The sequence below is a fragment of the Blastococcus sp. SYSU DS0616 genome (genome assembly GCF_054051015.1).
Map to the genome: position 1 here is coordinate 53,140 of NZ_JBJHAJ010000010.1, position 25,280 is coordinate 78,419.

The following is a 25,280-nucleotide window of genomic DNA, read 5'->3' on the forward strand; positions in this document are numbered from 1 at the left end:
AGGGGCGCGCGCCGAGCGCGCGGGGCGTGCCCTGGGGTGAGGTGCTGGAACGGCCCTCGTCAGGGGCCCGCGCCGAGCGCGCGGGGCGTGCCCTGGGGTGAGGTGCTGGAACGGCCCCTCGTCAGGGGCCCGCGCCGAGCGTGCGAGGCGTGGGAGGACGAGGGTCCTCTCACCAGGGCAGCTTGTTGCGGCGGCGCAGGGCGAGCGCGCCACCGACCAGCCCGCCGGAGAGCGCGGCGGCGGCCACCGTCGGCACGCCGATCTTCGCGGCCTTCCGCCCGGTGCGGAAGTCGCGGATGGTCCAGCCCCGGGCGCGGGCGACCGCCCGCAGCTCGGTGTCGGGGTTGACCGCCACCGCCGTGCCGGTGAGGGACAGCATGGGCAGGTCGTTGGCCGAGTCGCTGTAGGCGGTGCAGCGGGACAGGTCCAGGCCTTCCCGCTCGGCGAGGGCCAGCACCGCCTCCGCCTTGGCCGGTCCGTGCATCAGCTCGCCGACCAGCCGCCCCGTGTAGCGGCCGTCGACGATCTCGGAGACGGTGCCCAGCGCCCCGGTCAGCCCGAGCCGGTGCGCGATGATCGACGCGAGCTCGACCGGCGTGGCCGTCACCAGCCACACCCGCTGACCGGCGTCGAGGTGCTTCTGCGCGAGGGCGCGGGTGCCCGACCAGATGCGGTCGGCCATCAGCTCGTCGTAGATCTCCTCACCGGCCTGCATGATCTCCGAGACCTCGCGGCCGGCGACGAAGGCGAGCGCGTTCTCGCGGATGGTGAGCATGTCGTCGGCGCTCTCGTTGCCGGCGATGCGGAACTTCGCCTGCTGCCAGGCGAAGCGGGCGATGTCGCGGCTAGTGAGGTACTTGCGGGCGGCGAGGCCGCGGGCGAACCAGAACAGCGAGGCGCCGATCATCATCGTGTTATCGACGTCGAAGAACGCCGCAGCGGTGAGGTCGGGCTCGACGGCCGTCGGGCTCGCCACCTCCGCCGCCGCCGCCGACGCGGCGCCGGCGACGTGGGCGCGGGTCTCCTCGGCGGACTGCGCGGCACGGCGACCGCGCACCGACAGTCGCGGCACGGCGACCTCCCTCACTCGATCCGGCCCGGTGCGCCGGGACTGCGCCTGCGGCCGGCCCGGCGCACCGTCCTTGCGACCCTAGCCGGGCCGGTGGCCCGGGGTCAGGTCGTGGTCAGCACTCGCCGATCGTGATCAGCGGCGGCAGGCAGAGGTTCAGCGGACCGGGCAGTGGGACGTCGAGCACCGGTGGGGGCGCCGGCCGGGTCGTGCTGCTGACCGGTCCGGGCCCACCGGGCCCGCCGGGCACCGGCAGGGCCGGCACCGACGGGCGGGGGGCGCCGGGCGTGGCCGTGGCGCCACCGGTGGGCGCGCTGCCCGGCCCGGGCGCCTGCGGTGTGCCCGCAGGGGTGCTACCGGGCTCGGAGGGGGTGGGCGGTGCGGCGGGTTCGGCGGGCCCGGCCGACGGCGGCACGGTGGTGTCGGTGTCGGTGTCGGTGTGGGGCGGAACCGCCGCCGGGGACTCGTCGACCACCGCGGGCGGGGCGGCGGTGAGGCAGAGGCCGGGGACCGGGCCGAGCGCGTCATCCCCGACGACGGCGGGGCCCGCGGAGCACTGCAGCGCCGCGCGCAGCCCCTCGACCCGGGCGGTCAGTGCGCGGAGCAGGTCCGTGGACTCCCCGTAGGCCGGTGCGGCGGCCGCCGGGACGTCGTCCGACAGCGTCGCGAGCCCGCCCGAGTGCGCGGCGGCCCAGCGGGCCAGGGTGTCCAGCGGTGCGGCGTCGCGGAGCTCCACGGCGCGCCCGGTGAGCCAAGTGGCCCCCTGGGCGGTGTGCTCGTCCATGGCCCGCAGGGTGTGCTGGACGAGCGCCGGCTCCCCGGCGGCGGCGAGGAGGGCGAGCTCCTCCAGGCGCGTGCTGGCCAGCTCCAGCAGGGTCTGGCCGCGGCTGTCGCCGGCGAGCGCCAGCTGCGTCTGCTCGGTGCCGCGCTTGAGGTCGTAGAGGGGATCGCCCGGCTGCGCGCCGGCCGCCACGGCCACGAGGGCCGCCAGGCCGGTGACGCCGACCGCGGCGCCGGCGAGCCCCGCGGTCAGCCGTCCCCGCCACCGGGCCGGCGGGCGGTCCACCGCGCGAGCCGCGAGCAACCGCCGGCGCAGCGAACGGCCGGCGGGCTCCGGGGTGCGGACGGCAGCCATCGCCACCAGCCGGGCGCGGGCGCGGGCCCGGTACCGCGGCTCGGGGTCGGTGTCGAGCTGAGCGGCGAGGCTCTCGAGGCGAGCGGCCAGCGCCGCCCCGGTGTCGGGTGCGGACGGGGGACCGGTCATGGTCGAGCCGTTCTCGGGCCGGATCACCCGCCACCTCCCGTCCTCGCCTCGGCGCTCGTCCGCATCCCGGCGAGGGTCCGCCGCCCCGTGTCCAACGATGGAGCGGACCGGCCGGTTACGGCCCGACCCCTGGGTGCGGTCACCGCAGCCCGTCGGGGAGCAGGCTCGCCAGCCGCCGGACCGCCCGGTGCTGGAGCGCCTTGATCGCGCCGTCCTTCTTCCCCATGATCTCGGCAGTCTCGGAGACGGAGAGACCGTGCATGAAACGCAGCACGATGCACTCCTGCTGCTCGCCCCCCAGCTGCCTCACGCACGCCAGGAGCTCCTCGTTGGTCAGGTGCTGCAGCACGGCGTCCTCGGGCCCGTCGGTCGCCCGGTCGGCGTCCCGCATGTCCGCGGTGCTGACCTCCAGCCGGAAGCGGCTGCTCTTCACCTGGTCGCGGATGATGTTCCGGGCGATCGTCACCAGCCAGGCGCCGACGTCACGACCCTGGAACGACAGCGAGTCGATGCGCCGCAGCGCCCGCACGAACGTCTCGCTGGTGACGTCCTCGGCCGTCGCGCGGTCGCCGACCCGGTGGTAGGCGTACCGGTGCACCAGCGTCACGTAGCGGTCGTAGAGCCGCCCGAACGCCTCGGCGTCCCCGCCCTGGGCCCGGCGGACCAGCCCCCACACGTCGACGTCGCCGGCCGCCACGAGGCCCGCACCGGCGTCGGCGAGCTCCGCGGCGACCTCCACGGGGAGGGGATCGGCGTCGTCGTCCGGCGCGGCCGGAGGGCCGGTGAGCGAGGCGAGCGCTCCAGCGACCGGCAGCTCCTCCGCGCTCGCGCGGGGGAACGGCCTCGGACGCGGGCGGGGGCCGGCACCGGGCGGCCGCCCGGCGTCCAGGGGGTGCGGCATGCGGGCGTTCGACCTCCTCGTCGGCCCGCTGTGCCTGGACCGTCCTCGTTCGCCACGCGCGCCGTCACGGCGCGCATGGGCTGCGTCGCAGGCCCCATGGTGACAACATCGCCCCTGGCCGTCCACGGCAGCCCACCCGGGCGCGTCCCACGCGTCCCCCGACCGGGGCTGCGCCGCACCGACGACAGGAGATGTCCGTGTCCGAGGCAGGCACGTCGCTGGCCGCGCTGGTACGCGCCGCCGCGCAGCGCGACCCCGACGCCCCGGCGGTGGTGACCGGGGACCGCCGGCTCAGCTGGGGTGAGCTGGACGCGGCGGCGGACCGGGCGGCCGCGGGGTACGCCGACCGCGGGCTGACCGCCGGCGACCGCGTCGCCGTGCAGCTGCCGAACGGGCTGGACTGGCTGCGGGCGGTGCTGGGCGGTCTGCGCGCCGGGCTCGTCGTCGTCCCGGTGAACACCGCCTACACCGACCCGGAGCTCGAGCACGTCCTCACCGACTCCGGGGCTGCGCTCCTGGTGGCGCCCGGCGTCCGCGACCCGCTGGCCGGCGTGCCGGTCTGCCCCGGTCCGCCCGCGGCCGACGGCCCGGCGCCCACCGTGCCCGACGACCCCGCCGCGCTGGCCTTCCTCTGCTACACCAGCGGGACCACCGGCCGGCCGCGCGGCGCGATGCTCACCTCGGGGGCGCTGCGCGCCAACCAGCAGCAGTGCCTGGCCATGACCTCGCCGCCGGTCCGCCCCGACGACCGGGTGCTCCTGGTGCTGCCGCTCTTCCACGTGTACGGGCTCAACGCGGGCTTCGGGCTGGTCGCGGCCACCGGGGCCTGCGCCGTCCTGCAGGAGACCTTCGACCCGCGCGCGTCGCTGGCGGTGATGGCCGAGGAGGGCGTCACCGCCGTGCCGGGCGCCCCGCCGATGTACCAGGCCTGGCTGGCCGCGGCCGACGCGGGCAACCTCGAGGACCCCGCCCACCCGGACGCCGAGCTGCGCCGTGGCTTCGCGGCCGTGCGCGTGGCCTCTGCCGGAGCCGCGCCGCTGCCCGAGGAGGTCTGGACGGCGATGCGCGAGCGGGCCGGCGTCACCGTGTGGGAGGGCTACGGGCTCACCGAGGCGGCGCCCGTCGTGGCCAGCACCCTGGCCACCGGCCGGGCCAAGCCCGCGTGCATCGGTGGCCCGGTGCCGGGGCTGGAGCTGGAGCTGCGCGACACCGCGACCGTCGGCGCCCGCACCGTGGACCCGCCCGACGGCGGGGACGCGGACGCCGGTGCGGACGAGGACGCCGACGAGGCCGACGAGGGCCCGGGGGAGATCTGGGTGCGCGGTCCGAACCTCTTCTCCGGTTTCTGGCCCGACGGGGCCGACGGGCCAGACGCCGACGGCTGGCTCGGCACCGGCGACCTCGCCTACCGCGACGCCGACGGCGACCTGCACCTGGTCGACCGGCGCAGTGACCTGGTCCTCGTCAGCGGCTTCAACGTCTACCCGGCCGAGGTGGAGCGGGTCCTCGAGCAGCACCCGGCGGTGGCGGAGAGCGCGGTCATCGGCGTCCCCGACCCGCGCACCGGTGCGGCGGTGCGGGCCGTCGTCGTCCTCGAGCCGGGTGAGCGGCTGGCGGTGGAGGAGCTGCAGCGGCACGCTGCGGAGTCGCTCGCGCGGTACAAGGTCCCGACGTCGGTGCACTTCCTCCCGTCGCTGCCGCACTCGCTGACCGGCAAGGTCAGCCGTGCCCGCCTCCGCGAGCTCGGCCTCACCGGCACCGACGCCGCGGCACCGGTCGGCGCAGCGGCCGGCGAGGCCACCGATGGCTGAGCGGCTGCAGCTGCTGGTCCGCGACGGCTGCCACCTCTGCCTGACCGCCGCCGAGCAGCTGGCCCCGATCGCCGCCCGCGCCGGCCTGGAGCCGGTCCGGGTGGACGTCGACGCCGATCCCGAGCTGCAGGCGGAGTACGGCGACCGGGTGCCGGTGCTGCTGCTCGACGGCCGGGAGCACTCCTATTTCACGCTCGACGTGCCCCGCCTGCGACGGGACCTCGGGCTGGACTGAGGCGCGGCCCCGTCCGGCTGTCTCCCGGTTCCGGGGCGGGGCCGGACCCGGGCCCCCCGTACGGGTGGCGGGCGGCCAGCGGTTATCGTGCTCTCCACCACACCTGTGACCCGATCGGTCCAGGTCAACGGCCCGTCGCCGCGTCGGCAACTTTGTTCCTGCGTTCACAAGCGGTTACCGTGGCGGACGCGAGCGCGCCGAGCGCTCGCGTCCCCGATGTCGCAGCACCGCCCCCGGCGCCCGCCGGGTCCCGGGCGCGACCGCTGTGGAGAGCCCGTGATCCAGCCGCGGCCCCGGACCATCCCGGAGGCCACCGTCGCTCGTCTGGCCGTGTACCTGAGGGTGCTGACCAGCTTCGCCGACGGCGGCCGGACGACCGTCTCCTCCGGTGACCTGGCGACGGCCGCGGGGGTCAACCCGGCGGGTCTGCGCAAGGACCTGTCCCACCTGGGCTCCTGCGGCGTCCGCGGCGTCGGCTACGACGTGCGCGCCCTGCAGGAGCGCATCGCCCGCGTGCTGGGGGCCGAGCAGTCCCGCGCCTGCGTGCTCGTGGGCATCGGCAACCTCGGGTCCGCGCTCGCCGACTACGCCGGGTTCGGCAGCCGGGGCTTCGAGTTCGTCGGCCTCTTCGACGCCGCGCCGGGCCGGGTGGGCCAGCGCATCGGCGGCCTGACCGTGCAGGACATGGCCGGGCTGGAGGCCGCCGTGACGGCCGCGGGGGCCTCCATCGGGGTCATCGCGACGCCGGCCGAGGTCGCCCAGCAGGTCTGCGACCGGCTCGCCGCGGCCGGGGTGAGGAGCATCTTGAACTTCGCACCGGTGACGTTGTCGGCGCCCCCGGGCGTCGACGTCCGCCAGGTCGACCTGTCCGTCGAGCTGCAGGTGCTGGCCTTCCTCGGCCAGCAGCGGGCCGTGCCCGTGGGGGAGGAGTCGGCATGAGCATGCTCGCGGTGGGCGTGAGCCACCAGACCGCACCGGTCGCGCTGCTGGAGCAGTTCGCGATGGGGCCCGACGAGCGGGTCAAGGCGCTGCACGAGCTGGTCGACAGCGACCACGTGAGCGAGGCCCTCGTCCTCGCCACCTGCAACCGGGTCGAGGTGTTCGCCGAGGTCGAGCGCTTCCACGGCGGCGTCACCGACGTCAGCCGGGTGCTGGCCCGTCAGGCCGGGGCCACGGTGGAGGAGCTCTCCCCGTACGTGACCGTGCACTACGAGGACCAGGCCGTCGCCCACCTGTTCACCGTGGCCGCCGGGCTGGACTCGATGGTGGTCGGGGAGACGCAGGTGCTCGGGCAGCTGCGCGCCGCCTACGCCCTCGCCCGCGAGGAGGGCACCGTCGGCCGCGCCCTGCACCCGGTCGCCCAGCGCGCGCTGCGCGTGGGCAAGCGGGTGCACTCCGAGACCGGCATCGACCGGGCCGGCGCCTCGCTGGTGTCGGTGGCCCTCGACCGGGCCGAGGCCCGCATCGGCGCCCTCGCCGGCCGCCCCGTCCTCGTCGTCGGCGCCGGCTCCATGGGTGCGCTCGCCGCCACCACGCTGGCCCGCCGCGGTGCCTCCGTCGTCGTCAGCAGCCGCACCCCGGCCTCCGCCGAGCGGCTGGCCGAGGCCGTGGGCGGCCGCGCCGCCCCGCTGGACCACATGGGCGAGGAGCTCGCCGCCGCCGACGTCCTGCTCACCTGCACCGGTGCCACCGGCCTGGTCGTGGGCACCGAGGTCGTCGCCGCGGCGATGGCCGGCCGGCGCGACCGGCCGCTGGTGGTCATCGACCTCGCGCTGCCCCGGGACGTGGACCCCGGCGTGGCCGCGCTGCCCGGCGTGCACGTCGTCGACCTGGCCCTCCTGCAGGGCGAGCGGAACACGGCGCTGCTGCAGGGCGAGCAGCGCGACGGGGAGGCCACCGCGGGGCCCGTGGCGGCCGACGACATCAGCACCGCCCGCGCCATGATCGAGGCGGAGACGGCGCTGCTGCGCGCCGAGCGGCAGGCCGCCGAGGTGGGGCCCACCGTCTCCGCGCTGCGCAGCCAGGCCGCCGAGGTCGTCGACGCCGAGCTGCTGCGGCTGGCCGGCCGGTTGCCCGACCTGGACGCGCGGGCGCGTGCGGAGATCGCCCGCACCGTGCGCCGCGTCGTCGACAAGCTGCTGCACGAGCCCACCGTGCGGGTGAAGGAACTGGCCGCCACGCCGGGTGGCACGGACTACGCCGGCGCGCTGCGGGCACTGTTCGGCCTGGGCATCGACGCCGATGTCACCCCCGGCGCCGGCCGGCTGGCCGACGCCGTCACCGTCGACCCCGACCGTCCGGGAGGCCCGGCATGACCGCCGCCGACGTGCAGGACGCCGCCACCACGGTGGCGGGCACCGCTGTTCCGCTGCGGCTGGGCACCCGGGCCAGCGTGCTGGCGCAGACCCAGTCCCGGGCCGTCGCCGACGCCCTCACCGCCGCCACCGGTGTGCCGGTCGAGCTGGTGCTGATCAGCACCGAGGGCGACCGGTCCTCCGCGGCCATCGCCCAGCTCGGTGGGACCGGGGTGTTCGTCACCGCGATCCGCCGGGCCCTGCTCGCCGGCGAGGTCGACCTGGCGGTGCACAGCTACAAGGACCTGCCCACCGCGCCGGAGCCGGGGCTGAGCCTGGCCGCCGTCCCGGTGCGGGAGGACCCCCGGGACGCCCTGGTCGCCCGCGACGGGCTCACCCTCGGCGAGCTGCCGCCCGGTGCGCGGATCGGCACCGGCGCCCCCCGCCGCGTCGCCCAGCTGCGGGCCCTCGGGCTCGGGCTGGAGATCGTGCCGATCCGCGGCAACGTCGACAGCCGGCTCGCCCGGGTGGCCGGCGCCCCCGACGGCCCGGGTGACCTGGACGCCGTCGTCCTCGCCCGGGCCGGGCTGAGCCGCATCGGCCGCACCGACCGGATCACCGAGACCCTCGATCCGCTGCAGGTGCTCCCCGCTCCCGCCCAGGGAGCCCTCGCCGTGGAGTGCCGCACCAGCGACGCCCGCACCCGCGAGCTGCTGGGCCGGCTCGAGGACGCCGCCACGCGCGCCTGCGTGGTGGCCGAGCGGGCGACGCTCGCCACCCTCGAGGCGGGCTGCAGCGCACCGGTCGCCGCCTACGCGGAGGTGGCCGAGGGCGAGAGCGGCCCGGAGCTGTACCTGCGCGCCTCGGTGACCGCGCTCGACGGCAGCGACTCCGTGCGCGGTTCGCTCACGGGTCCGCTCGCCGACGCCGCGGCCCTCGGCCGCACCCTCGCCGCCGAGCTGCTCGACCGGGGCGCGGCCGCCCTGATGGCGGCCGGCGAGTGACCCCCTGCCCCACCCAGACCCCAGCAGACGCCCGAAGGACTCGGGCCACAACAGACGCCCGACGGAGTCGGGCCAGGATCAGGAGCACGGCATGACGCGCTTCCGCAAGACCGCAGGCCAGTCCGGCCGGGTCGTGTTCGTCGGCGCCGGCCCGGGCGACCCGGGCATGCTCACCGCCCGCGCCACCGCGGCGCTGGCCGAGGCGTCGGTGGTCCTCGTCGACCCCGACGTCGCCGCCGCCCTCCAGGACGCCGTCCGCGAGACCAACCCGGAGGCCGAACTGACGCCGGTGTCCGGTGAGCCCGCCGAGGTGGCCAAGGGCGCCGTCGCGGCGGCGAAGGGCGGCGCGGTCGTCGTCCGCCTCGTCACCGGTGACCCCTACACCTCCGACGACGTGGTCAAGGAGGTGCTCGCCGTCTGCCGCACCTCCGTGCCGTTCGACGTGGTGCCGGGTGTCGCGACCGCCACCGCCGTCCCCGCCTTCGCCGGCGTCGCGCCGGGCAGCACCGCGGTGACCGCGGACCTGCGCAGCGGCGTCGACGTCGCCGCGCTGGCCGGGGCCGCCGCCGCGACCGGCGGCACGCTGGTCCTCCAGGGCACCGCCGAGGCGCTGCCCGACGCGGCCGCACGCCTGGTGGAGGGCGGGCTCTCCGGCAGCACCCCGGTCGTGGTGACGACCGGCGGCTCCGGGACCGGCCAGAAGAGCCTGGTGACCAAGCTGTCGGCCGTGGCGGAGAAGACCGCCGGCCTCGACCCGCTCAGCGGGCCCGTGGTGGCCACCGTCGGCGCCGCCGTCGACAAGCGCGCCAAGCTGTCCTGGTGGGAGAGCCGCCCGCTGTTCGGCTGGCGGGTGCTCGTGCCGCGGACCAAGGACCAGGCCGGGGACATGAGCGACCGGCTCCGGGCGTACGGGGCGGTGCCGGTCGAGGTGCCGACCATCGCCGTCGAGCCGCCGCGCAGCCCGGCCCAGATGGACCGCGCCGTCAAGGGCCTGGTCACCGGCCGCTACGGCTGGATCGTGTTCACCTCGGTCAACGCGGTGCGGGCCGTCCGGGAGAAGTTCGTCGACCTGGGCCTCGACGCCCGCGCGTTCGCGGGCGTGAAGGTGGCCTGCGTCGGCGAGCAGACCGCCGAGGCCGTGCGGGACTTCGGCATCCAGCCGGAGCTGGTGCCCAGCGGCGAGCAGTCCAGCCAGGGCCTGCTGGCCGACTTCCCCGAGTACGACGACGTGCTCGACCCGATCGAGCGGGTGCTCCTGCCGCGCGCCGACATCGCCACCGAGACCCTGGCGGCCGGGCTGGTCGAGCGCGGCTGGGAGATCGACGACGTCACCGCCTACCGGACGGTGCGCGCCGCGCCGCCGGCCGCGTCGGTGCGCGAGGCGATCAAGGGAGGTGGCTTCGACGCCGTCTGCTTCACCTCCTCCAGCACGGTGCGCAACCTGGTCGGCATCGCCGGCAAGCCGCACGCCAAGACCGTCGTCGCGGTGATCGGCCCGGCGACGGCGGCCAGCGCCCAGGAGTTCGGGCTGCGGGTCGACGTGCAGCCGGAGACCGCGGCCGTGGCGCCGCTGGTGGACGCGCTCGCCGAGTACGCCCTGTCGCTGCGCGAGGCGGAGGACGGCGAGGGCAAGTGATCGAGGGTGGTGGGGCGAACCCGGGCTTCGCGCGCGGACGCCGGCTGCGGTCCACGCCGGCGCTGCGGCGGCTGACCGCGCAGACCAGGGTGGCCCCGGCCGACCTGGTGCTGCCGGTCTTCGTCAAGGAGGGCATCGACTCGCCGGTGCCCATCGGCTCGATGCCGGGCGTGGTCCAGCACACCCAGGACTCGCTGCGGAAGGCCGCGGCCGAGGCCGCCGAGGCGGGCATCGGCGGGCTCATGCTCTTCGGCATCCCGTCGGAGAAGGACCCGGTCGGGTCCGGGGCCGACGCCGCCGACGGCGTGGTCAACGTGGCGCTGCAGCACCTGCGGGCGGACCTCGGTGACGAGCTGGTCCTCATGGCCGACCTCTGCCTGTGCGAGTACACCGACCACGGGCACTGCGGCGTCGTCACCCCGGCCGGGGTCGTCGACAACGACCCGACCCTGGACCGGTACGCCGCGGTGGCGATCGCGCAGGCGCAGGCCGGCGCGCACCTGGTGGCGCCCAGCGGGATGATGGACGGGCAGGTCGCCGCCATCCGCGCCGGGCTGGACAGCGCCGCGTTCTCCGAGGTGCCGATCCTGGCCTACGCGGCCAAGTACGCCTCGGGCTTCTACGGCCCGTTCCGCGAGGCCGCCGAGGGTGCCCCGCAGTTCGGCGACCGGTCGACCTACCAGATGGACCCGCCGAACGCCGACGAGGCGCTGCGCGAGGTCGCGCAGGACCTCGCCGAGGGTGCCGACGCCGTCATGGTGAAGCCGGCGCTGCCCTACCTGGACATCGTCTCCAAGGTCGCCGACGCCGTGCAGGTGCCGGTGAGCGCCTACCAGGTCAGCGGCGAGTACGCGATGGTCGAGGCGGCCGCCGCCAACGGCTGGGTGGACCGCGAGCGGGCGATCCTCGAGACGCTGGTCGCCATCCGCCGCGCGGGCGCCGGCCAGGTGCTCACCTACTGGGCCGTCGAGGCGGCGCGGTTGCTGACCCGCTGACCCAGGGGTGGTCGGGGACGTGACGTACGTCGAGCCCGGGGGCTCCTGGCGGCCGTTCTGGCTGGTCGCCGGGGTCCTCGGGCTCTTCCTGCTCGGGGACCTGCTGCTGCCCGGGCCGGACGTCCCGCCGCTGGTCTGGGCGCTCACCCTGGTCGCGGTGCCCGGCGTGGTCGCGATCGGTTGCCTGTCCGCCCGCCGGGTGTGGACGGTCCGGGTGGACGCCGACGGCCTGGCGGTGGGCCGCGAGCAGGTGCCGCTGCGCGACGTCGACGCCGCCGCGCTGCGGGAGGCCGACGCCGGGGTGGATGCCGGTGCCCCCGTGCTCGGCGGGGGCTGGTCGCTGCCGCGGGGCCGCACCGGGCTGCCGCTGCGGCTGGCCGACGGTCGGACGGTGCTGGTCCCGACCCGCGACCCCGCGGCGCTGCGGGCCGCCCTGCTCGGGAGTGTGCGCGATGCCTCCGACCGCTCGCCGGGCGCAGAGGGGACACTGGGGACGTGACCTCGCTGGACAGCCCGCCCTACACCTACGAGGCCCCGGTTTCCGCCGGCCTCTTCGCCCGCGGTCAGGACGTCACCCCGGGCGGGGTGAACAGCCCGGTGCGCGCCTTCCGCGCCGTCGGCGGCACGCCGCGCTTCATGGCCGAGGCCTCCGGTCCCTGGATCACCGACGCGGACGGGCGGCGCTACGTCGACCTGGTCAGCTCGTGGGGGCCGATGATCCTGGGCCACGCGCACCCCGCCGTCGTCGAGGCGGTGACCGCGGCCGCGCGTCGCGGCCTGTCCTTCGGCGCCCCCACCGAGGGCGAGCTGGAGCTGGCCGAGGAGATCCGCAACCGCGTCGCGCCGGTCGAGCGCGTGCGGCTGGTCAACTCCGGCACCGAGGCGGTGCTCTCGGCCGTGCGGCTGGCGCGCGGGGTGACGGGCCGCCCGCTCCTGGTCAAGTTCGCCGGCAACTACCACGGCCACGTCGACGCGCTGCTGGCCTCGGCCGGCTCCGGGGTGGCCACGCTGGGCCTGCCCGACACCCCCGGGGTGACCACGGGGGCCGCCGCGGACACCATCGTGCTGCCCTACAACGACGTCGCCGCCGTCGAAGCGGTCTTCGCCGAGCGCGGCGACGCCATCGCGGCCGTGGTCAGCGAGGCCGCGCCCGGCAACATGGGCGTGGTGCCGCCGCTGGACGGCTTCAACACCGAGCTGCGGCGGATCACGGCGGCGCACGGTGCGCTGCTGGTGCTCGACGAGGTCATGACCGGCTTCCGGGTGTCGGCGTCGGGCTGGTACGGCCTCGACCCGGTCGACGCCGACCTGTTCACCTTCGGCAAGGTCATGGGCGGGGGGCTCCCGGCGGCGGCGTTCGGTGGCCGCGCCGACCTCATGGAGCACCTCGCGCCGAGCGGGCCGGTCTACCAGGCCGGCACCCTCTCGGGGAACCCGGTGGCGGTCGCGGCCGGCCTGGCCACCCTGCGGAACTGCACCGACGAGGTCTACGCGCAGTGCGACGAGGTCTCCGCCGTGCTGCGCGGGGCAGCGAGCGCGGCGCTGTTCGCCGCCGGTGTGCCGCACCGGGTGCAGCAGGCCGGCAACATGTTCTCGGTCTTCTTCGTGCCCGACGAGCGCCAGGTCCGGGACTACGACGACGCCCGCACCCAGGACGTCTCCCGCTACACAGCCTTCTTCCACGCCCTGCTGGCCCGCGGGGTGTACCTCCCGCCGTCGGCGTTCGAGGCGTGGTTCGTCAACGCGCAGCTCTCCGGCGAGGCCCTCGACCGGGTGCTCGAGGCGCTCCCGGCCGCGGCCCGGGCTGCCGCCGAGGCCGACGCCCACCGCACCGGCGCGATCGACAGCGAGCGCTCCTCGTGACCACCACCGTCGTCCACCTCCTCCGGCACGGCGAGGTGCACAACCCCGCCGGCGTGCTCTACGGCCGGCTGCCCGGCTACCGCCTCTCCACCGCCGGCGAGGCCATGGCCATCGCGGCCGCGGAGTGGTTCAGCGGGCGGGACGTCGTCCACCTGGTGTCCAGCCCGCTGGAGCGGGCTCGGCAGACCATCCGCCCCCTGGCCGAGGCGACCGGGCTGGAGGTGCAGATCGACGAGCGGATCATCGAGGCCGGCAACGCGTTCGAGGGCCGGGTCGTCGGCGGGGGCGGCGGCGTCTTCCGGGCGCCCCGCAACTGGTGGAAGCTGCGCAACCCCTTCCAGCCCTCCTGGGGCGAGCCGTACGTGGAGATCGCCGCGCGCATGATCGCCGCGGTCGAGGCGGCCCGGGACGCCGCCCGCGGGCACGAGGCGGTGCTGGTCAGCCACCAGCTGCCCATCTGGGCCACCCGCCTGCACGTCGAGGGACGCCGGTTCGCCCACGACCCCCGCCGCCGGCAGTGCTCGCTGGCCAGCGTCACCTCGCTCACCTACGAGGACGACGACTTCGTGCGCGTCTCCTACGCCGAGCCGGCCGGCGCCACCGACCCCGACGCGGTGCCGGGCGCATGAGGCGGCTGCTGACGGCCCTGCTGGCGGGCGCGATCCTCACCGGGTGCAGCACCGGCTCCGACGCGGTCGAGGTCAACAACGGCGGCGAGTTCCGGTTCGTCGAGGCCACCCCGGCCGGCGAGGTGATCCCGGCCGACGAGCGGGCGACCGCGCCGGAGTTCTCCGGCACCCTGCTGGGCGGCGGGGAGTTCTCGTCGGCGGCGCTGGCCGGGGACGTGGCCGTGCTGAACTTCTGGGGGTCCTGGTGCGGCCCGTGCCGGATCGAGACGCCCGAGTTCCAGGAGGTCTACGCCGAGGTGCGGGACGAGGGCGTGCAGTTCGTCGGGCTGAACGTGAAGGAGACCGACGAGCAGTTCGCGCTGGCCTTCGTCGAGCGCTTCGGCATCGAGTTCCCCTCGCTCTACGACCCGCGCGGCGAGGTGGCGCTGGCCTTCCGCGACTACCCGGCCAACGCCGTCCCCTCCACCATCGTGCTGGACCGCCAGGGCCGGGTCGCCGCCGTGTACACCGGGGCGGTGGCGCAGGACGACCTGCGCGCGGTGCTGGACCAGGTGCAGGCGGAGGAGGTCTGACGTGGGGGAGACCTTCGCCGGCCTGGTCACCGACGGGCCGCTGCTGGTGGCGGCGGCCGTCGCGGCGCTCGTCGGCCTGATCAGCTTCGCCTCGCCCTGCGTGCTGCCGCTCGTGCCCGGTTACCTCTCCTACGTCACCGGGCTGGTGGGCAGCGCCGCGACCACGGCCCCGGCCCCGGCTCCGGCTGCGTCCGCGCCCGCCGGGGGCAGCACGGCGGCCACCGCCACGGCGGTGCTCCCGGCGGCCGATCTGCGCCCGCCGCGGGGGCGGATGGTGCTCGGTGCCCTGCTGTTCGTGCTCGGCTTCACCGCGGTGTTCGTGACCATCAGCACGGCGTTCGGCGGACTCGGCCGGCTGCTCCTGGTGCACAACGAGCTCATCACCCGGGTGATGGGCGGCATCACGGTCCTCATCGGGCTGGCGTTCCTCGGCCGGGTGCCGTTCCTCCAGCGCACCGCGCGCCTGTCGACCCGGCCGGCGGCCGGGCTGGCCGGGGCCCCGCTGCTCGGGGTCGTCTTCGGGCTCGGGTGGACCCCCTGCATGGGGCCCACGCTGGCCGCCGTCCAGAACCTGGCCTTCGCCGAGGCCACCGCAGGCCGCGGGGCGCTGCTGGGGCTGGCCTACTGCCTGGGGCTGGGCGTGCCGTTCGTGCTCGTCGCCCTCGGTGCCCGCTGGGCCGTGGGGGCCACGACGTTCCTCCGCCGGCACGCGCAGGCGGTGACCCGCTTCGGCGGGGCCGTGCTGGTGGTGGTCGGGCTGCTCCTGGTGACCGGTGCGTGGACCGAGATGATGGGCTGGCTGCGCTCCTGGCTGGCCGCCACCGGGTTCGGGGAATCGGCGCTGTGAGCATCGAGGCGCCCCCGCGCCCGGCCACCCCGACCCCGCCCGCCGGGCCCCCGGCCGGCCGTCGGCTGGGCGGCCTGCTGCTGCGCTGGTGGCGGCGGCTCACCGCGATGCGCACGGCGATCGTGCTGCTGTTCCTCCTGGCGCTGGCGGCCGTCCCGGGCTCGCTGCTGCCGCAGCGGTCGCTGTCCCAGAACAACGTCCGGCAGTACTTCGCCGACCACCCCGACCTGGCCCCGGTGCTGGACCGGCTCTACCTGTTCGACGTCTTCAGCTCGCCGTGGTTCGCCGCGGTCTACCTGCTGCTGTTCCTCTCGCTCATCGGCTGCGTCCTGCCGCGGGCCCGGGAGCACGCCCGCGCACTGCGCACCCCGCCGCCACCGGCTCCGCGGAACCTGCTCCGGCTCCCCGACGCCGATCGGTGGCCCGTGGCGCACACCCCGGGGGCCGCGCTCGACGGCGTCGAGGAGGAGCTGCGGGTGCGGCGCTACCGGGTCGTGCGCCGCGAGACCGCGCGCGGCCCGGAGCTCTCGGCCGAGAAGGGCCACCTGAAGGAGACCGGGAACCTGGTCTTCCACCTCTCGCTGCTGGCCCTCCTGCTGAGCCTCGCGGGCGGGAAGCTGTGGGGCTACGAGGGCAGCATCCTGGTCACCGAGGGACAGGGGTTCTGCAACTCCTTCCAGCAGTACGACACCTACTCCGCGGGCCCGCTGGTCGACAGCGGCGACCTCAGCCCGCTCTGCGTCGACCTCGAGCAGTTCACCGCCGAGTACGAGGAGAACCTCACCGCCGCCTCGTTCACCGCGGACATCCGCTACGGCGAGCCCTCCGCCGAGGGGCGGCCGACCACCATCGGGGTCAACGACCCCCTCCGGGTCGACGGCGACCGGGTCTACGTGACCGGTCACGGCTTCAGCCCGACATTCACCGTGACCGTGCCGGACGGGACGACCTTCACCGACCTCACCGTGCCCTTCCTGCCCAGCGACCAGCAGACGCTGGCCAGCGAGGGCGCGCTCAAGCTGCCCGACATCCCCGGCCGGGAGGAGCAGCTGGCACTGAAGGGCTTCTTCGCGCCCACGGGTCTGGTGCAGGGCGGCGTGCTGACCTCCGTCGACCCGCGGCCGCTGGCCCCGCAGGTCGCGCTGATCGCCTTCTCCGGCTACCTCGGCCTCGATTCCGGGCTGCCGCAGTCGGTGTACTCCCTCGACGAGAGCCAGATCGAGCGCGGCCGGCTGACCGAGGTGGGCTCGGCGAACCTCTCGGTGGGCGAGTCCCTGGACCTGCCCGACGGCACCCGCGTCACCTTCAGCGGGGTCAAGGAGTTCGCCGCCCTGCAGTTCTCCCACGACCCCGGCCAGGTGTGGGTGCTGGGCTCGGCGATCACCCTGCTGGCCGGCCTGCTGGGCATGCTCCTGCTGCGCCGGGAGCGCGTCTTCGCCCGGGCCGAGCCCGCCCCCGACGGCGGCGGTAGCGTGCTCACGCTCGCCTCGCTCACGCGGGGTGGCGGCGAGAACGGCTCCCGGTTCGCCACGCTATCCCACGACCTGCGGGACGCGCTGAGCGCCGCACCCGCCCGCACCGCACCTGAACCGGAGGTCCCCCCGCGTGACTGACTCCTCGCTGGCCGAGCTGTCCGACACCCTCTTCTCCGTGAGCGTCGCGCTCTACTCCGTCGCGCTGCTGGCCTTCTGCGCCCAGCTCGCGTTCGGCCGGCGGACGGTGCGCAGCCGCGAGCTCGCCGGTGTCGGCGCCGGGCCGGTCGCCCCCGAGCCCCCCGCCGCCCCGGCCGGGCAGGAGGCGCCGGAGACGGCGCAGGGCACCCGCTGGGGGCTCCTCGGCATGGCGCTGACCCCGCTGGGCGCGCTGGCCCACGCCGGCGTCCTCGTCGCCCGCGGCATGGCCACCGACCGGCTGCCCTTCGGCAACATGTACGAGTTCGCCACGGCCGTCGTGCTGGTCGCGGTGGTCGCCTACTTCGTGCTGGCGCTGCGCCAGCCCTCGCTGCGGCACATCGGCGTCTTCGTCCTCGGCCCGGTGATCCTCGCGATGGTGGGCATCGGCCTGTTCCTCTACGCCGAGGCGGGGCCGCTGGTCGCCGCGCTGCGGTCGAGCTGGCTGGGCATCCACGTGACGAGCGCGATCCTGGGCTCCGGCATCTTCCTGGTGAGCGGCATCGCCAGCGTCCTGTACCTGGTCCGCACCCGCCGCAGCGCCGCCGCGCCCGGCGCCGCTGGGGGGCTGCTCGACCGGCTGCCGTCCGCCGCGGGGTTGGACCGGGTGGCGCACCGCACCGCGGTGTTCGGCTTCCCGATCTACACGTTCGCGATGATCGCCGGCGCGATCTGGGCGGAGAGCGCCTGGGGCCGGTTCTGGGGCTGGGACCCCAAGGAGACCTGGATGTTCATCTCCTGGGTCGTCTACGCCGGCTACCTGCACGCCCGCACCACCCCCGGCTGGCGCGGCCGTCCCGCCGCCTGGACCAACGTGCTGGGGTTCGCCGTGGTGCTGTTCAACCTGCTGTACGTGAACATGGTCTCGACCGGCCTGCACAGCTACGGCGGGGTCTGAGCGCTCCCCCGTCCGGGGAGCAGTGCGGCGCGGGGCGGTGACCGATGTCGGACCTGCGTGCTTCCATGCCCTCATGGAGCTGATCAGCAGCGCACGGGCCCGCCGGGAGGTGCGGCGTGGGTAGGCACGCGGCGGCCGACGGGGAGGCGTCGCACCCGCTCGTCGCGGCCGCGCTCGCCGGCCGGGAGGCCGACGGTCCGGGCGCGCACCGCGGGAGCCCGCGGGGCGCGGCGGAGGAGGGCGACCTGGGCTGGCCGGGCGGCCCCACCCGCCAGGGCGGCGGCGGTCTCGGCTGGCCGGGGGACGCCGACGGCTCGGCGCCGGACGCGGGCACGTCTGAGGCGGGCCCGCGGCGCGGCTGGCGCCGCTTCTTCGGGACGACCCCGGCCGCCTGAGAGGGCCGCTCGCACGCTCGGCTCAGGCCCCGGGAAGGGCCCGGACGGCGTTACGTGGGGGAGCCGTCGTCCCGGCGCGCGCGGCGCTCGAGCTCCCGGAGGAACTCCGGGTCGTCATCGGGGGCCACGAATCGGACCGGTCCCCGGGGCCGCTGCGGCCGGCGCTCCGGGCGCGCGCTCCCCTCGGGGCCTGCGTTCGCCGCGGCGCGCACCACCAGTGCGACGACCACGACCGCCATCACGAGAACCACCAGGAACACCACGGGCCCACCCCCTCGTCGACCGCCAGCGTACGTCGGCGGCGATACTCGGTGCCGCGCAACGCAGATCCCATACCCGGGCAGGACGGAGAACCACCATCGACGCCGTGGACCAGCAGCTGATCGAGCTGCTGCGCGCCAACGGCCGGGCCAGCTACGCCGAGCTCGCGCGGCAGGTGGGGCTCTCCTCGCCCGCCGTGCACGAGCGGGTGGGCAAGCTGGAGGCGGCCGGGGTGATCACCGGGTACCGCGCCGTCGTCGACCCGGCGGCGGTGGGCCTGCACGTCACCGCGCTGGTCAGCGTCATCGAGAGCGACGCGGTCGACGACACCGGCGTCGAGGCGGGCCTGCGGGAGATCCCCGAGGTGGAGGACTGCTGGCGGGTCGCCGGCAGCGAGGGGTACGTGCTGAAGGTGCGCGTGACCGACATCCCGGCACTCGAGGCGGCCATCGACGCGTTGAACCGGATCAGAGGGGTCGCACGCACGAGGACGACGGTCGTTCTCTCGACCAAGTGGGAGGGCCGTCATGGCTGAGAACAACCCGAGCGCCGCCGGTGCACCGGTGAGCCCGGCCGGTGGCGCCGCGACGCCGCCGAAGGTCCTGCCGTGGCTGGTGATCTACACGGTCGGCCGCTTCGCGATCGCCGCGGCGCTCGTCCTGGTCCTCTGGTGGGCCGGGCTGGGCAGCTTCCCCGGCCTGCTGTTCGGGCTGCTGCTGTCGATGCCGGTCTCCTACGTGCTGCTGCGGCCCTCCCGCGACCGGCTCACCGAGGCGCTGGCGGCGCGCAGCATCGCGCGGCGCACGGCCAAGGAGGACCTGCGCGCTCGGCTCAGCGGGGACGCTCCGCAGTAGCAGCGCTCAGGAAAGGGCGAGGCCCGCGCCGAGCAGCACGCCGGTGACCAGGGTCAGCAGCCCGGTCGAGGCCAGGGCCCCGATGAGCGCCGGCCCGCGGCCGCCTCCCAGCACGGTCCGCACCGGGGCGAGCGCGAGCGGCGCGGCGGCCAGGGCCAGCAGCGCCCACGGCCGCGCGAGCCCCACCGCGGCGACGACGGCGAACGGCACGACCAGCAGCGCGGCGTAGAGCACTCGGGTGCCCCGGTCGCCGAGCAGGACGGCGAGCGTGCGCTTGCCCACCCGGGCGTCGCCCTCGATGTCGCGCAGGTTGTTCACCACGAGGATCGCCACGATCAGCAGGCCGATGGGTACGGAGACGGCGAACGCCAGGCCGGGCAGGGTGCGGGTCTGCACGTACGTGGTGCCGACGACGGCGACCGGGCCGAAGAAGACGAAGACGAAGACCTCGCCCAGCGCCCGGTAGCCGTAGGGCAGCGGGCCGCCGGTGTAGGTCCAGGCCGCGGCGATGCAGACCGCCCCCACCGCGACCAGCCACCAGCTCGACAGCGCCGCCAGGGCCAGCCCGGCGACCCCGGCGACCGCGAAGGAGGCCAGCGCCGCCCCGAGCACCTGCCCGGGTGGAGCTGCGCCGGAACCGACCAGCCGCATCGGACCGACCCGCTCGGCGTCGGTGCCGCGCCGGCCGTCGGAGTAGTCGTTGGCGTAGTTGACCCCCACCTGCAGCGCGAGGGCCACGACCAGCGCGAGCAGCGCGGGGCCGAGCCGGAAGCCGTCGAGCGCGACCGCGGCACCGGTGCCGACCAGCACCGGCGAGACCGCCGCCGGCAGGGTGCGGGGGCGGGCGCCGGCCAGCCACTGGGCAGGGGTGGCCATCAGACCTCCGGGGTGCGGGCCGCGACGGCGCGGCGGTCGGGCTTGCCCGTGTGCAGGGTGGGGATCGAGGCGATGAGCCGTAGCTCCCGGGGCGCGGCGGGGGCGCCCAGCCGCTCGGTCACCCACGGTCGCAGCTCGGCCAGGGTCGGTGCGCCGCCGGGCGCCGGGACGACGGCGGCGACGACCCGCTGACCCCACTCCGGATCGGGTCGGCCGAAGACGACGGCGTCGGCGACGGCGGGGTGCTCGCGCAGCGCGGCCTCCACCGCTGCGGGCGGCACGTTGACGCCGCCGGAGATGACGACCTCGTCCAGCCGGCCGTGCAGGGTGAGGCGGCCGTCGGGGCCGAGCGTGCCCGCGTCCCGGGTGCGGAACCAGCCGTCCGCGAACGCGGCCGCGGTCGCCTGCGGATCACCGCGGTAGCCGTGCGCCAGCACCGGGCCGGCCAGCTCGATCCCGTCGGTCACCCGCACGGTCACGCCGGCCAGCGGCAGGCCGTCGTAGACGCAGCCACCGGCGGTCTCGGTCATCCCGTAGGTGGTCACGACGGCGACGCCCGCGGCCCGGGCGCGGGCCAGCAGGGCCGGGTCGGTGGCCGCGCCGCCCACGAGCACCGCGTCGAAGGCACGCAGCGCATCCGGTTCGGCGTCCAGCGCGCGGCGCAGCTGGGTGGGGACGAGGGAGGTGTACCGGCGGTCGCCGGCCGGCATGCGGGCGACGGCGTCGGCCAGCGGCTCCCCGGCACCGAGGCGGGTGGCGCTGCGCCCGCCGAGCAGGCCGCGGCAGAGGACCTGCAGCCCGGCGATCGCCGACACGGGCAGGCTGAGCAGCCAGCTGCCCGGGCCGCCGAGCCGGTCGAGGGTCGCGGCCGCGGACGCCCGCAGCGCGGCGGCCGACAGCAGCACCCCGCGACCGTTCCCGGTGGAGCCGGAGGTCACGACGACGAGGTCGGTGCCCGGCTCGAGCGGCTCGTCGGGGCGAAGCGCGGCGCGGGCGGCGTCGACGACGGCCGGGGGACCGGCGGGCAGCACGGCCAGCGGGCGCTCGCCGTCCAGCGCCGCGCGGACGTCGTCGTCGGAGAGCTCGGCCGCGGGCACGAGGGTGAGGTGCCGAGCCACGAGGGACGAGCCTATGCGGCCCCCTGCAGGGGCCCGCCACGAGCCTGCGAGTGGTGGGGGGCAGGGGGTCCTTCTCCTAGGCTGATCGCCATGACCGCCGCCGCCGCGCCCGCGCTCCCGGCGGAGATCACCGAGCTGGCCGTCTACGAGGTGCCGCTGCGCAGCCGCTTCCGGGGCATCGACGTGCGCGACGGCGTGCTGCTGCGCGGCCCGGCCGGCTGGGGCGAGTTCTCCCCGTTCTGGGACTACGACGCCACCGAGAGCCGCCGCTGGTGGGCCGCCGCGGTGGAGGCCGCGGTCGAGGGCTTCCCCGCGCCGGTGCGCGCGTCGGTGCCGGTGAACGTGACCGTGCCGGCGGTCGGCGCGCAGCGGGCGCACGCGATCGCGGCGGCGTCCGGCTGCCGCACCGCCAAGGTGAAGGTCGCCGAGCCGGGGCAGACCGCCGCCGACGACCGCGCCCGCGTCGAGGCCGTGCGCGACGCGCTCGGTCCCGGTGGCGCGATCCGGGTGGACGCGAACGCCGCCTGGGACGTCGACACCGCCGTGCGGCGGATCCGCGAGCTCGACGCCGCCGTCGGGCTGGAGTACGTCGAGCAGCCGTGCGCCACCCTCGCCGAGCTGGCCGCGCTGCGCCGGCGGATCGACGTGCGCGTCGCCGTGGACGAGGGCGTGCGCCGGGCGGCCGACCCGCTGGCGGTCGACCTGCGCGAGGCCGGCGACGTCGTCGTCCTGAAGGTGCAGCCGCTGGGCGGTGTGCGGGCGGCGCTGCGCGTCGCGGAGGCCCACGGCCTGCCCTGCGTCGTCTCCTCGGCGCTGGAGTCCTCGGTCGGCATCGCCGCCGGGGTGGCGCTCGCCGCCGCGCTGCCGGAGCTGCCCTTCGCCTGCGGCCTGGCGACCGTCGCGCTCTTCACCGGAGACGTCTGCTCGTCCCCGCTGCTGCCCGTGGACGGCGCGCTGCCGGTGGCCCGGCCCGAGCCGGACCGGCGCGCCGTCGTGGCGGGCGGCGAGGGCGCCGCCGCCCGCTGGCGGGCCCGGATCGACGAGGTGCTCGCCGCGTGAACCCCGCCACCGCCTTCGCCCGCGTGCTGGTCGACGAGTTGGTGCGCGGCGGCGTCACCGACGCCGTGCTGGCGCCCGGCTCGCGGTCGGCGCCGGTGGCCCTGGCCCTCGCGGCGGCCGAAAGGGACGGCCGGCTGCGGCTGCACGTGCGCCTCGACGAGCGGACGGCGGCGTTCCTCGCCCTCGGCCTGGCCAAGGGCTCCGGCCGCCCGGTGCCGGTGCTCACCACGTCCGGGACGGCGACCGCACACCTGCACGCCGCGGTGCTGGAGGCCGACGCGAGCGGGGTGCCGCTGCTGGCGCTGACCGCCGACCGCCCGCCGGAGCTGCGGGCCACCGGCGCCAACCAGACGATCGAGCAGGCCGGCCTGTACGGGGCGGCGGTGCGCTGGGCGGCCGACGTCGGCGTCCCCGAGGCGGGCCGGGAGGCCGAGCAGAACCGCTACTGGCGGTCCGTGGTGGCCAAGGCGCTCACCGTCGCCGCCGGCACGCTGTCGGCCGACGCCGGTCCGGTGCAGCTGAACCTCGCGCTGCGCGAGCCGCTGCTGCCCGACGAGGAACTCCCGGCCGAACTCGCGGCCCCGTGGGCCGGCCGGCCGGGGGGTGCGCCGTGGACGGTGGCCGAGCCGTCGGCCGGCTGGGCGGCGCGGGCCCGCCGGCTGCCCCCGCGGACGCTGGTGATCGCCGGTGACGGGCCTCTGCACGGCGCCCCGGGCCTCGCCGAGGGCTCCGCGTGGCCCGTCGTCGCCGAGCCGAGCAGCGGGCTCTGGGGGCGCCCGGGGAGCGTGCGCGGTGGCGTGCTGGCGCTCGGTGCGCCCGGCTGGCTGGCCGCGCACCGGCCCGAGCGGGTGCTGGTGGTGGGGCGGCCGACGCTCTCCCGCCCGGTCGGCGCCCTGCTGGCCGACCCCGCCGTCACCGTCGAGACGGTGAGCGCCTCGCCGCGGTGGGCCGACGCCGGCCGGTCGAGCAGCCACGTGGCCCGGCTGTTCGCCGGCGCCGATCCCGACGACCCGGTCGACGCCGACTGGGCGGCCGCCTGGCACGCCGCCGCGGCCCGGGTCGGCGCCGCCGTCGACGCGGTGCTCGACGGCGCCCCGGCGCTGACCGCCGCCCGGCTGGCCCGCGACGTCGTCGCCGCCCTGCCCGCGGGCGCGCTGCTGGTGCTCGGGTCGTCCACGCCGGTGCGCGACGTCGACCGGCTGGCCGTGCCCCGGGACGACGTGACGGTGCTGGCCAACCGCGGGGTCGCGGGCATCGACGGGACGATCTCGACCGCCGTGGGTGCGGCGCTCGTCCACGCCGGTCCCGCGTACGCGCTGATGGGCGACCTGACGTTCCTCCACGACCTGACCGGGCTGCTGCTCGGCGAGGGCGAGCGCCGCCCGGACCTGACGGTCGTCGTGCCGGACAACGACGGCGGCGGCATCTTCGCCCAGCTGGAGCCGGGGCAGGACCGGTTCGCCGCGGACTACCGGCGGGTCTTCGGCACCCCGCACGGGCGCGACCTGGTGGCGGTGGCGGACTCGCTGGGCTGGCCGGCGACACGGGTGTCCACGCCGGCGGAGCTCACGGCGGTGCTCGGCCTGGGGGGTCCGCAGGTCGTTGTTGTCGGCACCGACCAGCGCACCGAGGCGGCGCTGGCCCAGGACCTGCGGCGGGCCGCTGCGGCGGCGCTGGGGGAGTAGCCCGCGCCGCTCTGGGGGTGCTCCTCCTGCTGGAGGAGTCCTGCACGCCGCCCAGAGCGTGTGCAGCACCCCCAGAGCGCGCGGCTCAGCCCTCGAGCGCGGCCTGGAACGCGGCGAACTTCGACTGGGTCTCGGCCAGCTCCGCGGCCGGGTCGGAGCCGGCGACGATGCCGCAGCCGGCGAACAGCCGCGCGCCGTCGTCGCCGACCAGCTCGGCGCAGCGCAGCGCGAGGCCGAACTCGCCGTCGCCGGTCGAGTCCAGCCAGCCGACCGGTCCGGCGTACCGGCCGCGGTCCATGCCCTCGAGCTCGCCGATGAGCGCGGCGGCGTCCGGCGTGGGGGTGCCGCAGACGGCCGCCGTCGGGTGCACCGCGCCGACCAGCTCCAGCAGCCCGGCCGAGCCGCGCTGGGTGCCCACGACGTCTGTGGCCAGGTGCCGCACGTTGGCCAGCGTGAGCAGCTCCGGCTCCGGCGGTGCCGTCAACTCGTGGCAGTACGGCTGCAGTGCCCGCACCAGGGAGTCGACGGCGAGGCCGTGCTCCGCGCGGTCCTTCCCCGAGTCCATCAGGGCCGCGGCCAGCCGCTCGTCCTCGGCGCCGGCCCCGCGCGGCGCGGTCCCGGCCAGCACGCGCGAGGAGAGCCGCCGGCCGGTGCGGCGCAGCAGCAGCTCCGGCGTGGCGCCCAGCAGGCCGTCGACGGCGAAGGTCCAGCACCCCGGGAACCGGGCGGCCAGCCGGCGCAGCATTCGCCGGGGGTCGAGCGGGACGTCGGAGGAGACGAGCAGGTCGCGGGCGAGCACGACCTTCTCCAGCTCGCCGGCGTCGATGCGGGTGACGGCGGCGGCCACCGCGGCGCACCAGCTCGCGGGGTCCAGCGCCCCGTCGGCGTAGCGCAGCCGGGGCGCCGGGCCGTCGTCGGCAGGGGTCGGGTCCGGCAGCTCCGGTGCGGCCCCGACGGCGGTGATCCAGCCGACGCCGTCCCGCCGCCCGACGACGACCTCGGGGACGACGAAGACCGACGTCCCCGCGACCGGGTCGAAGGCGATGCTCGCGAACAGCACCGGGCCCGAGCCGGGGACGCGCAGCTCGTCGGCGACGTCGAGGCCGGCGGTGAACCGGTCCCACCACTCGGCGGCCTCGGCCAGCGCGCGCGGGCCCGAGACCTCCAGCCGCGCCGCCTCGCCCCAGCCGACCAGGCCCTCACCGTGGCGCACCCAGGAGAGGCCGCCGCGGACCGGGAGCAGGTCGAGCAGTTCGCCGGCCGCGTCGGAGCGGACCGTGGTGACGGTGCGCGACGCCGCCGCCGGGGAGGTCAGGGCGGCGGCAGTCACGTGATCAGAGTAGG

The 25,280-nt window shown here is 76.7% G+C and carries 26 protein-coding genes; 19 read left to right on the forward strand and 7 right to left on the reverse strand.

What is annotated here, in order from left to right; genetic code table 11:
• Nucleotides 1-169: 169 nt before the first annotated feature.
• The 3 genes from ACI79K_RS09655 to ACI79K_RS09665 all read right to left on the reverse strand — a co-directional run bounded on the left by ACI79K_RS09655 (nucleotide 170) and on the right by ACI79K_RS09665 (nucleotide 3,234).
• On the reverse strand, nucleotides 170-1,072 hold the full coding sequence (locus ACI79K_RS09655; protein WP_456589138.1) for an HAD family hydrolase: 903 nt from the start codon (nucleotides 1,070-1,072) through the stop codon (nucleotides 170-172).
• A 112-nt stretch (nucleotides 1,073-1,184) separates the two neighbouring features.
• Nucleotides 1,185-2,333, reverse strand: a complete 1,149-nt coding sequence (locus ACI79K_RS09660; RefSeq protein WP_456599592.1) for a DUF5667 domain-containing protein — start codon at nucleotides 2,331-2,333, stop codon at nucleotides 1,185-1,187.
• Nucleotides 2,334-2,472: 139 nt separating this feature from the next.
• Nucleotides 2,473-3,234 carry a sigma-70 family RNA polymerase sigma factor gene (locus ACI79K_RS09665; RefSeq protein ID WP_456589136.1) on the reverse strand — a complete coding sequence of 254 codons (762 nt, stop codon included), beginning with the start codon at nucleotides 3,232-3,234 and terminating at the stop codon, nucleotides 2,473-2,475.
• Between the two features lie 191 nt (nucleotides 3,235-3,425).
• On the opposite strand from ACI79K_RS09665, the gene ACI79K_RS09670 reads away from it, so the two are divergent.
• From ACI79K_RS09670 to ACI79K_RS09740, 15 genes are all read left to right on the forward strand, one after another.
• Nucleotides 3,426-5,045 (forward strand): AMP-binding protein, encoded by a 1,620-nt coding sequence (locus tag ACI79K_RS09670; protein WP_456599593.1) that lies wholly within the window; start codon nucleotides 3,426-3,428, stop codon nucleotides 5,043-5,045.
• Entirely contained in the window at nucleotides 5,038-5,280 is a 243-nt protein-coding gene (locus ACI79K_RS09675) for a glutaredoxin family protein (protein WP_456589134.1), read from the forward strand. Before ACI79K_RS09670 ends, ACI79K_RS09675 begins: the two co-directional genes overlap by 8 nt.
• Before the next feature lie 276 nt (nucleotides 5,281-5,556).
• The gene (locus ACI79K_RS09680) at nucleotides 5,557-6,219 is read left to right on the forward strand and encodes a redox-sensing transcriptional repressor Rex (RefSeq protein WP_456599594.1); all 663 of its coding nucleotides are present in this window, start codon (nucleotides 5,557-5,559) and stop codon (nucleotides 6,217-6,219) included.
• Entirely contained in the window at nucleotides 6,216-7,595 is a 1,380-nt protein-coding gene (locus ACI79K_RS09685) for a glutamyl-tRNA reductase (protein WP_456589132.1), read from the forward strand. Before ACI79K_RS09680 ends, ACI79K_RS09685 begins: the two co-directional genes overlap by 4 nt.
• Complete coding sequence (gene hemC, locus ACI79K_RS09690) at nucleotides 7,592-8,578, forward strand: hydroxymethylbilane synthase (RefSeq protein ID WP_456589131.1); 987 nt, start codon at nucleotides 7,592-7,594, stop codon at nucleotides 8,576-8,578. Before ACI79K_RS09685 ends, hemC begins: the two co-directional genes overlap by 4 nt.
• 91 nt (nucleotides 8,579-8,669) lie before the next feature.
• Nucleotides 8,670-10,214, forward strand: a complete 1,545-nt coding sequence (locus ACI79K_RS09695) for a uroporphyrinogen-III synthase (RefSeq protein WP_456599595.1) — start codon at nucleotides 8,670-8,672, stop codon at nucleotides 10,212-10,214.
• Complete coding sequence (gene hemB / locus ACI79K_RS09700; RefSeq protein ID WP_456589129.1) at nucleotides 10,211-11,209, forward strand: porphobilinogen synthase; 999 nt, start codon at nucleotides 10,211-10,213, stop codon at nucleotides 11,207-11,209. Before ACI79K_RS09695 ends, hemB begins: the two co-directional genes overlap by 4 nt.
• Before the next feature lie 19 nt (nucleotides 11,210-11,228).
• Complete coding sequence (locus ACI79K_RS09705) at nucleotides 11,229-11,708, forward strand: hypothetical protein (protein WP_456589128.1); 480 nt, start codon at nucleotides 11,229-11,231, stop codon at nucleotides 11,706-11,708.
• Nucleotides 11,705-13,072, forward strand: a complete 1,368-nt coding sequence (gene hemL, locus ACI79K_RS09710) for a glutamate-1-semialdehyde 2,1-aminomutase (RefSeq protein ID WP_456589127.1) — start codon at nucleotides 11,705-11,707, stop codon at nucleotides 13,070-13,072. The genes ACI79K_RS09705 and hemL overlap by 4 nt, the downstream gene beginning before the upstream one ends.
• Nucleotides 13,069-13,701: a histidine phosphatase family protein gene (locus tag ACI79K_RS09715; protein WP_456599596.1), complete on the forward strand. Its 633-nt coding sequence runs from the start codon at nucleotides 13,069-13,071 to the stop codon at nucleotides 13,699-13,701. Before hemL ends, ACI79K_RS09715 begins: the two co-directional genes overlap by 4 nt.
• Nucleotides 13,698-14,273 carry a TlpA family protein disulfide reductase gene (locus ACI79K_RS09720; protein ID WP_456599597.1) on the forward strand — a complete coding sequence of 192 codons (576 nt, stop codon included), beginning with the start codon at nucleotides 13,698-13,700 and terminating at the stop codon, nucleotides 14,271-14,273. The genes ACI79K_RS09715 and ACI79K_RS09720 overlap by 4 nt, the downstream gene beginning before the upstream one ends.
• A gap of 1 nt (nucleotide 14,274) precedes the next feature.
• A complete protein-coding gene (locus ACI79K_RS09725) occupies nucleotides 14,275-15,120 on the forward strand; it encodes a cytochrome c biogenesis CcdA family protein (protein ID WP_456596273.1) in 846 nt (281 codons plus the stop codon).
• On the forward strand, nucleotides 15,117-16,733 hold the full coding sequence (gene resB, locus ACI79K_RS09730) for a cytochrome c biogenesis protein ResB (RefSeq protein ID WP_456599598.1): 1,617 nt from the start codon (nucleotides 15,117-15,119) through the stop codon (nucleotides 16,731-16,733). Before ACI79K_RS09725 ends, resB begins: the two co-directional genes overlap by 4 nt.
• Nucleotides 16,726-17,688 carry a c-type cytochrome biogenesis protein CcsB gene (ccsB, locus tag ACI79K_RS09735; RefSeq protein WP_456589122.1) on the forward strand — a complete coding sequence of 321 codons (963 nt, stop codon included), beginning with the start codon at nucleotides 16,726-16,728 and terminating at the stop codon, nucleotides 17,686-17,688. Before resB ends, ccsB begins: the two co-directional genes overlap by 8 nt.
• Before the next feature lie 116 nt (nucleotides 17,689-17,804).
• Nucleotides 17,805-18,083: a hypothetical protein gene (locus ACI79K_RS09740; RefSeq protein ID WP_456589121.1), complete on the forward strand. Its 279-nt coding sequence runs from the start codon at nucleotides 17,805-17,807 to the stop codon at nucleotides 18,081-18,083.
• A 50-nt stretch (nucleotides 18,084-18,133) separates the two neighbouring features.
• On the opposite strand, the gene ACI79K_RS09745 is transcribed toward ACI79K_RS09740, so the two are convergent.
• Complete coding sequence (locus ACI79K_RS09745; RefSeq protein WP_456589120.1) at nucleotides 18,134-18,346, reverse strand: hypothetical protein; 213 nt, start codon at nucleotides 18,344-18,346, stop codon at nucleotides 18,134-18,136.
• A 104-nt stretch (nucleotides 18,347-18,450) separates the two neighbouring features.
• Here ACI79K_RS09745 and ACI79K_RS09750 point away from each other — a divergent pair, with 104 nt between their 5' ends.
• Both ACI79K_RS09750 and ACI79K_RS09755 read left to right on the forward strand, forming a co-directional pair.
• Nucleotides 18,451-18,879, forward strand: coding sequence for an Lrp/AsnC family transcriptional regulator (locus ACI79K_RS09750; RefSeq protein ID WP_456589119.1), 429 nt, complete (start codon nucleotides 18,451-18,453; stop codon nucleotides 18,877-18,879).
• Nucleotides 18,872-19,198, forward strand: coding sequence for a DUF4229 domain-containing protein (locus ACI79K_RS09755; protein WP_456589118.1), 327 nt, complete (start codon nucleotides 18,872-18,874; stop codon nucleotides 19,196-19,198). The genes ACI79K_RS09750 and ACI79K_RS09755 overlap by 8 nt, the downstream gene beginning before the upstream one ends.
• A 6-nt stretch (nucleotides 19,199-19,204) precedes the next feature.
• Here ACI79K_RS09755 and ACI79K_RS09760 read toward each other — a convergent pair whose 3' ends face one another.
• Both ACI79K_RS09760 and menE read right to left on the reverse strand, forming a co-directional pair.
• Nucleotides 19,205-20,074, reverse strand: a complete 870-nt coding sequence (locus ACI79K_RS09760) for a 1,4-dihydroxy-2-naphthoate polyprenyltransferase (protein WP_456599599.1) — start codon at nucleotides 20,072-20,074, stop codon at nucleotides 19,205-19,207.
• Nucleotides 20,074-21,192: an o-succinylbenzoate--CoA ligase gene (menE, locus tag ACI79K_RS09765; RefSeq protein ID WP_456599600.1), complete on the reverse strand. Its 1,119-nt coding sequence runs from the start codon at nucleotides 21,190-21,192 to the stop codon at nucleotides 20,074-20,076. Before menE ends, ACI79K_RS09760 begins: the two co-directional genes overlap by 1 nt.
• Nucleotides 21,193-21,282: 90 nt before the next feature.
• Between menE and ACI79K_RS09770 the strand changes: the two genes are divergently transcribed.
• Nucleotides 21,283-22,251, forward strand: a complete 969-nt coding sequence (locus ACI79K_RS09770; protein ID WP_456599601.1) for an o-succinylbenzoate synthase — start codon at nucleotides 21,283-21,285, stop codon at nucleotides 22,249-22,251.
• Nucleotides 22,248-23,936, forward strand: a complete 1,689-nt coding sequence (menD, locus tag ACI79K_RS09775) for a 2-succinyl-5-enolpyruvyl-6-hydroxy-3-cyclohexene-1-carboxylic-acid synthase (protein WP_456599602.1) — start codon at nucleotides 22,248-22,250, stop codon at nucleotides 23,934-23,936. The genes ACI79K_RS09770 and menD overlap by 4 nt, the downstream gene beginning before the upstream one ends.
• Before the next feature lie 85 nt (nucleotides 23,937-24,021).
• On the opposite strand, the gene ACI79K_RS09780 is transcribed toward menD, so the two are convergent.
• Nucleotides 24,022-25,266, reverse strand: coding sequence for an isochorismate synthase (locus tag ACI79K_RS09780; protein ID WP_456589113.1), 1,245 nt, complete (start codon nucleotides 25,264-25,266; stop codon nucleotides 24,022-24,024).
• Nucleotides 25,267-25,280 lie beyond the last annotated feature (14 nt).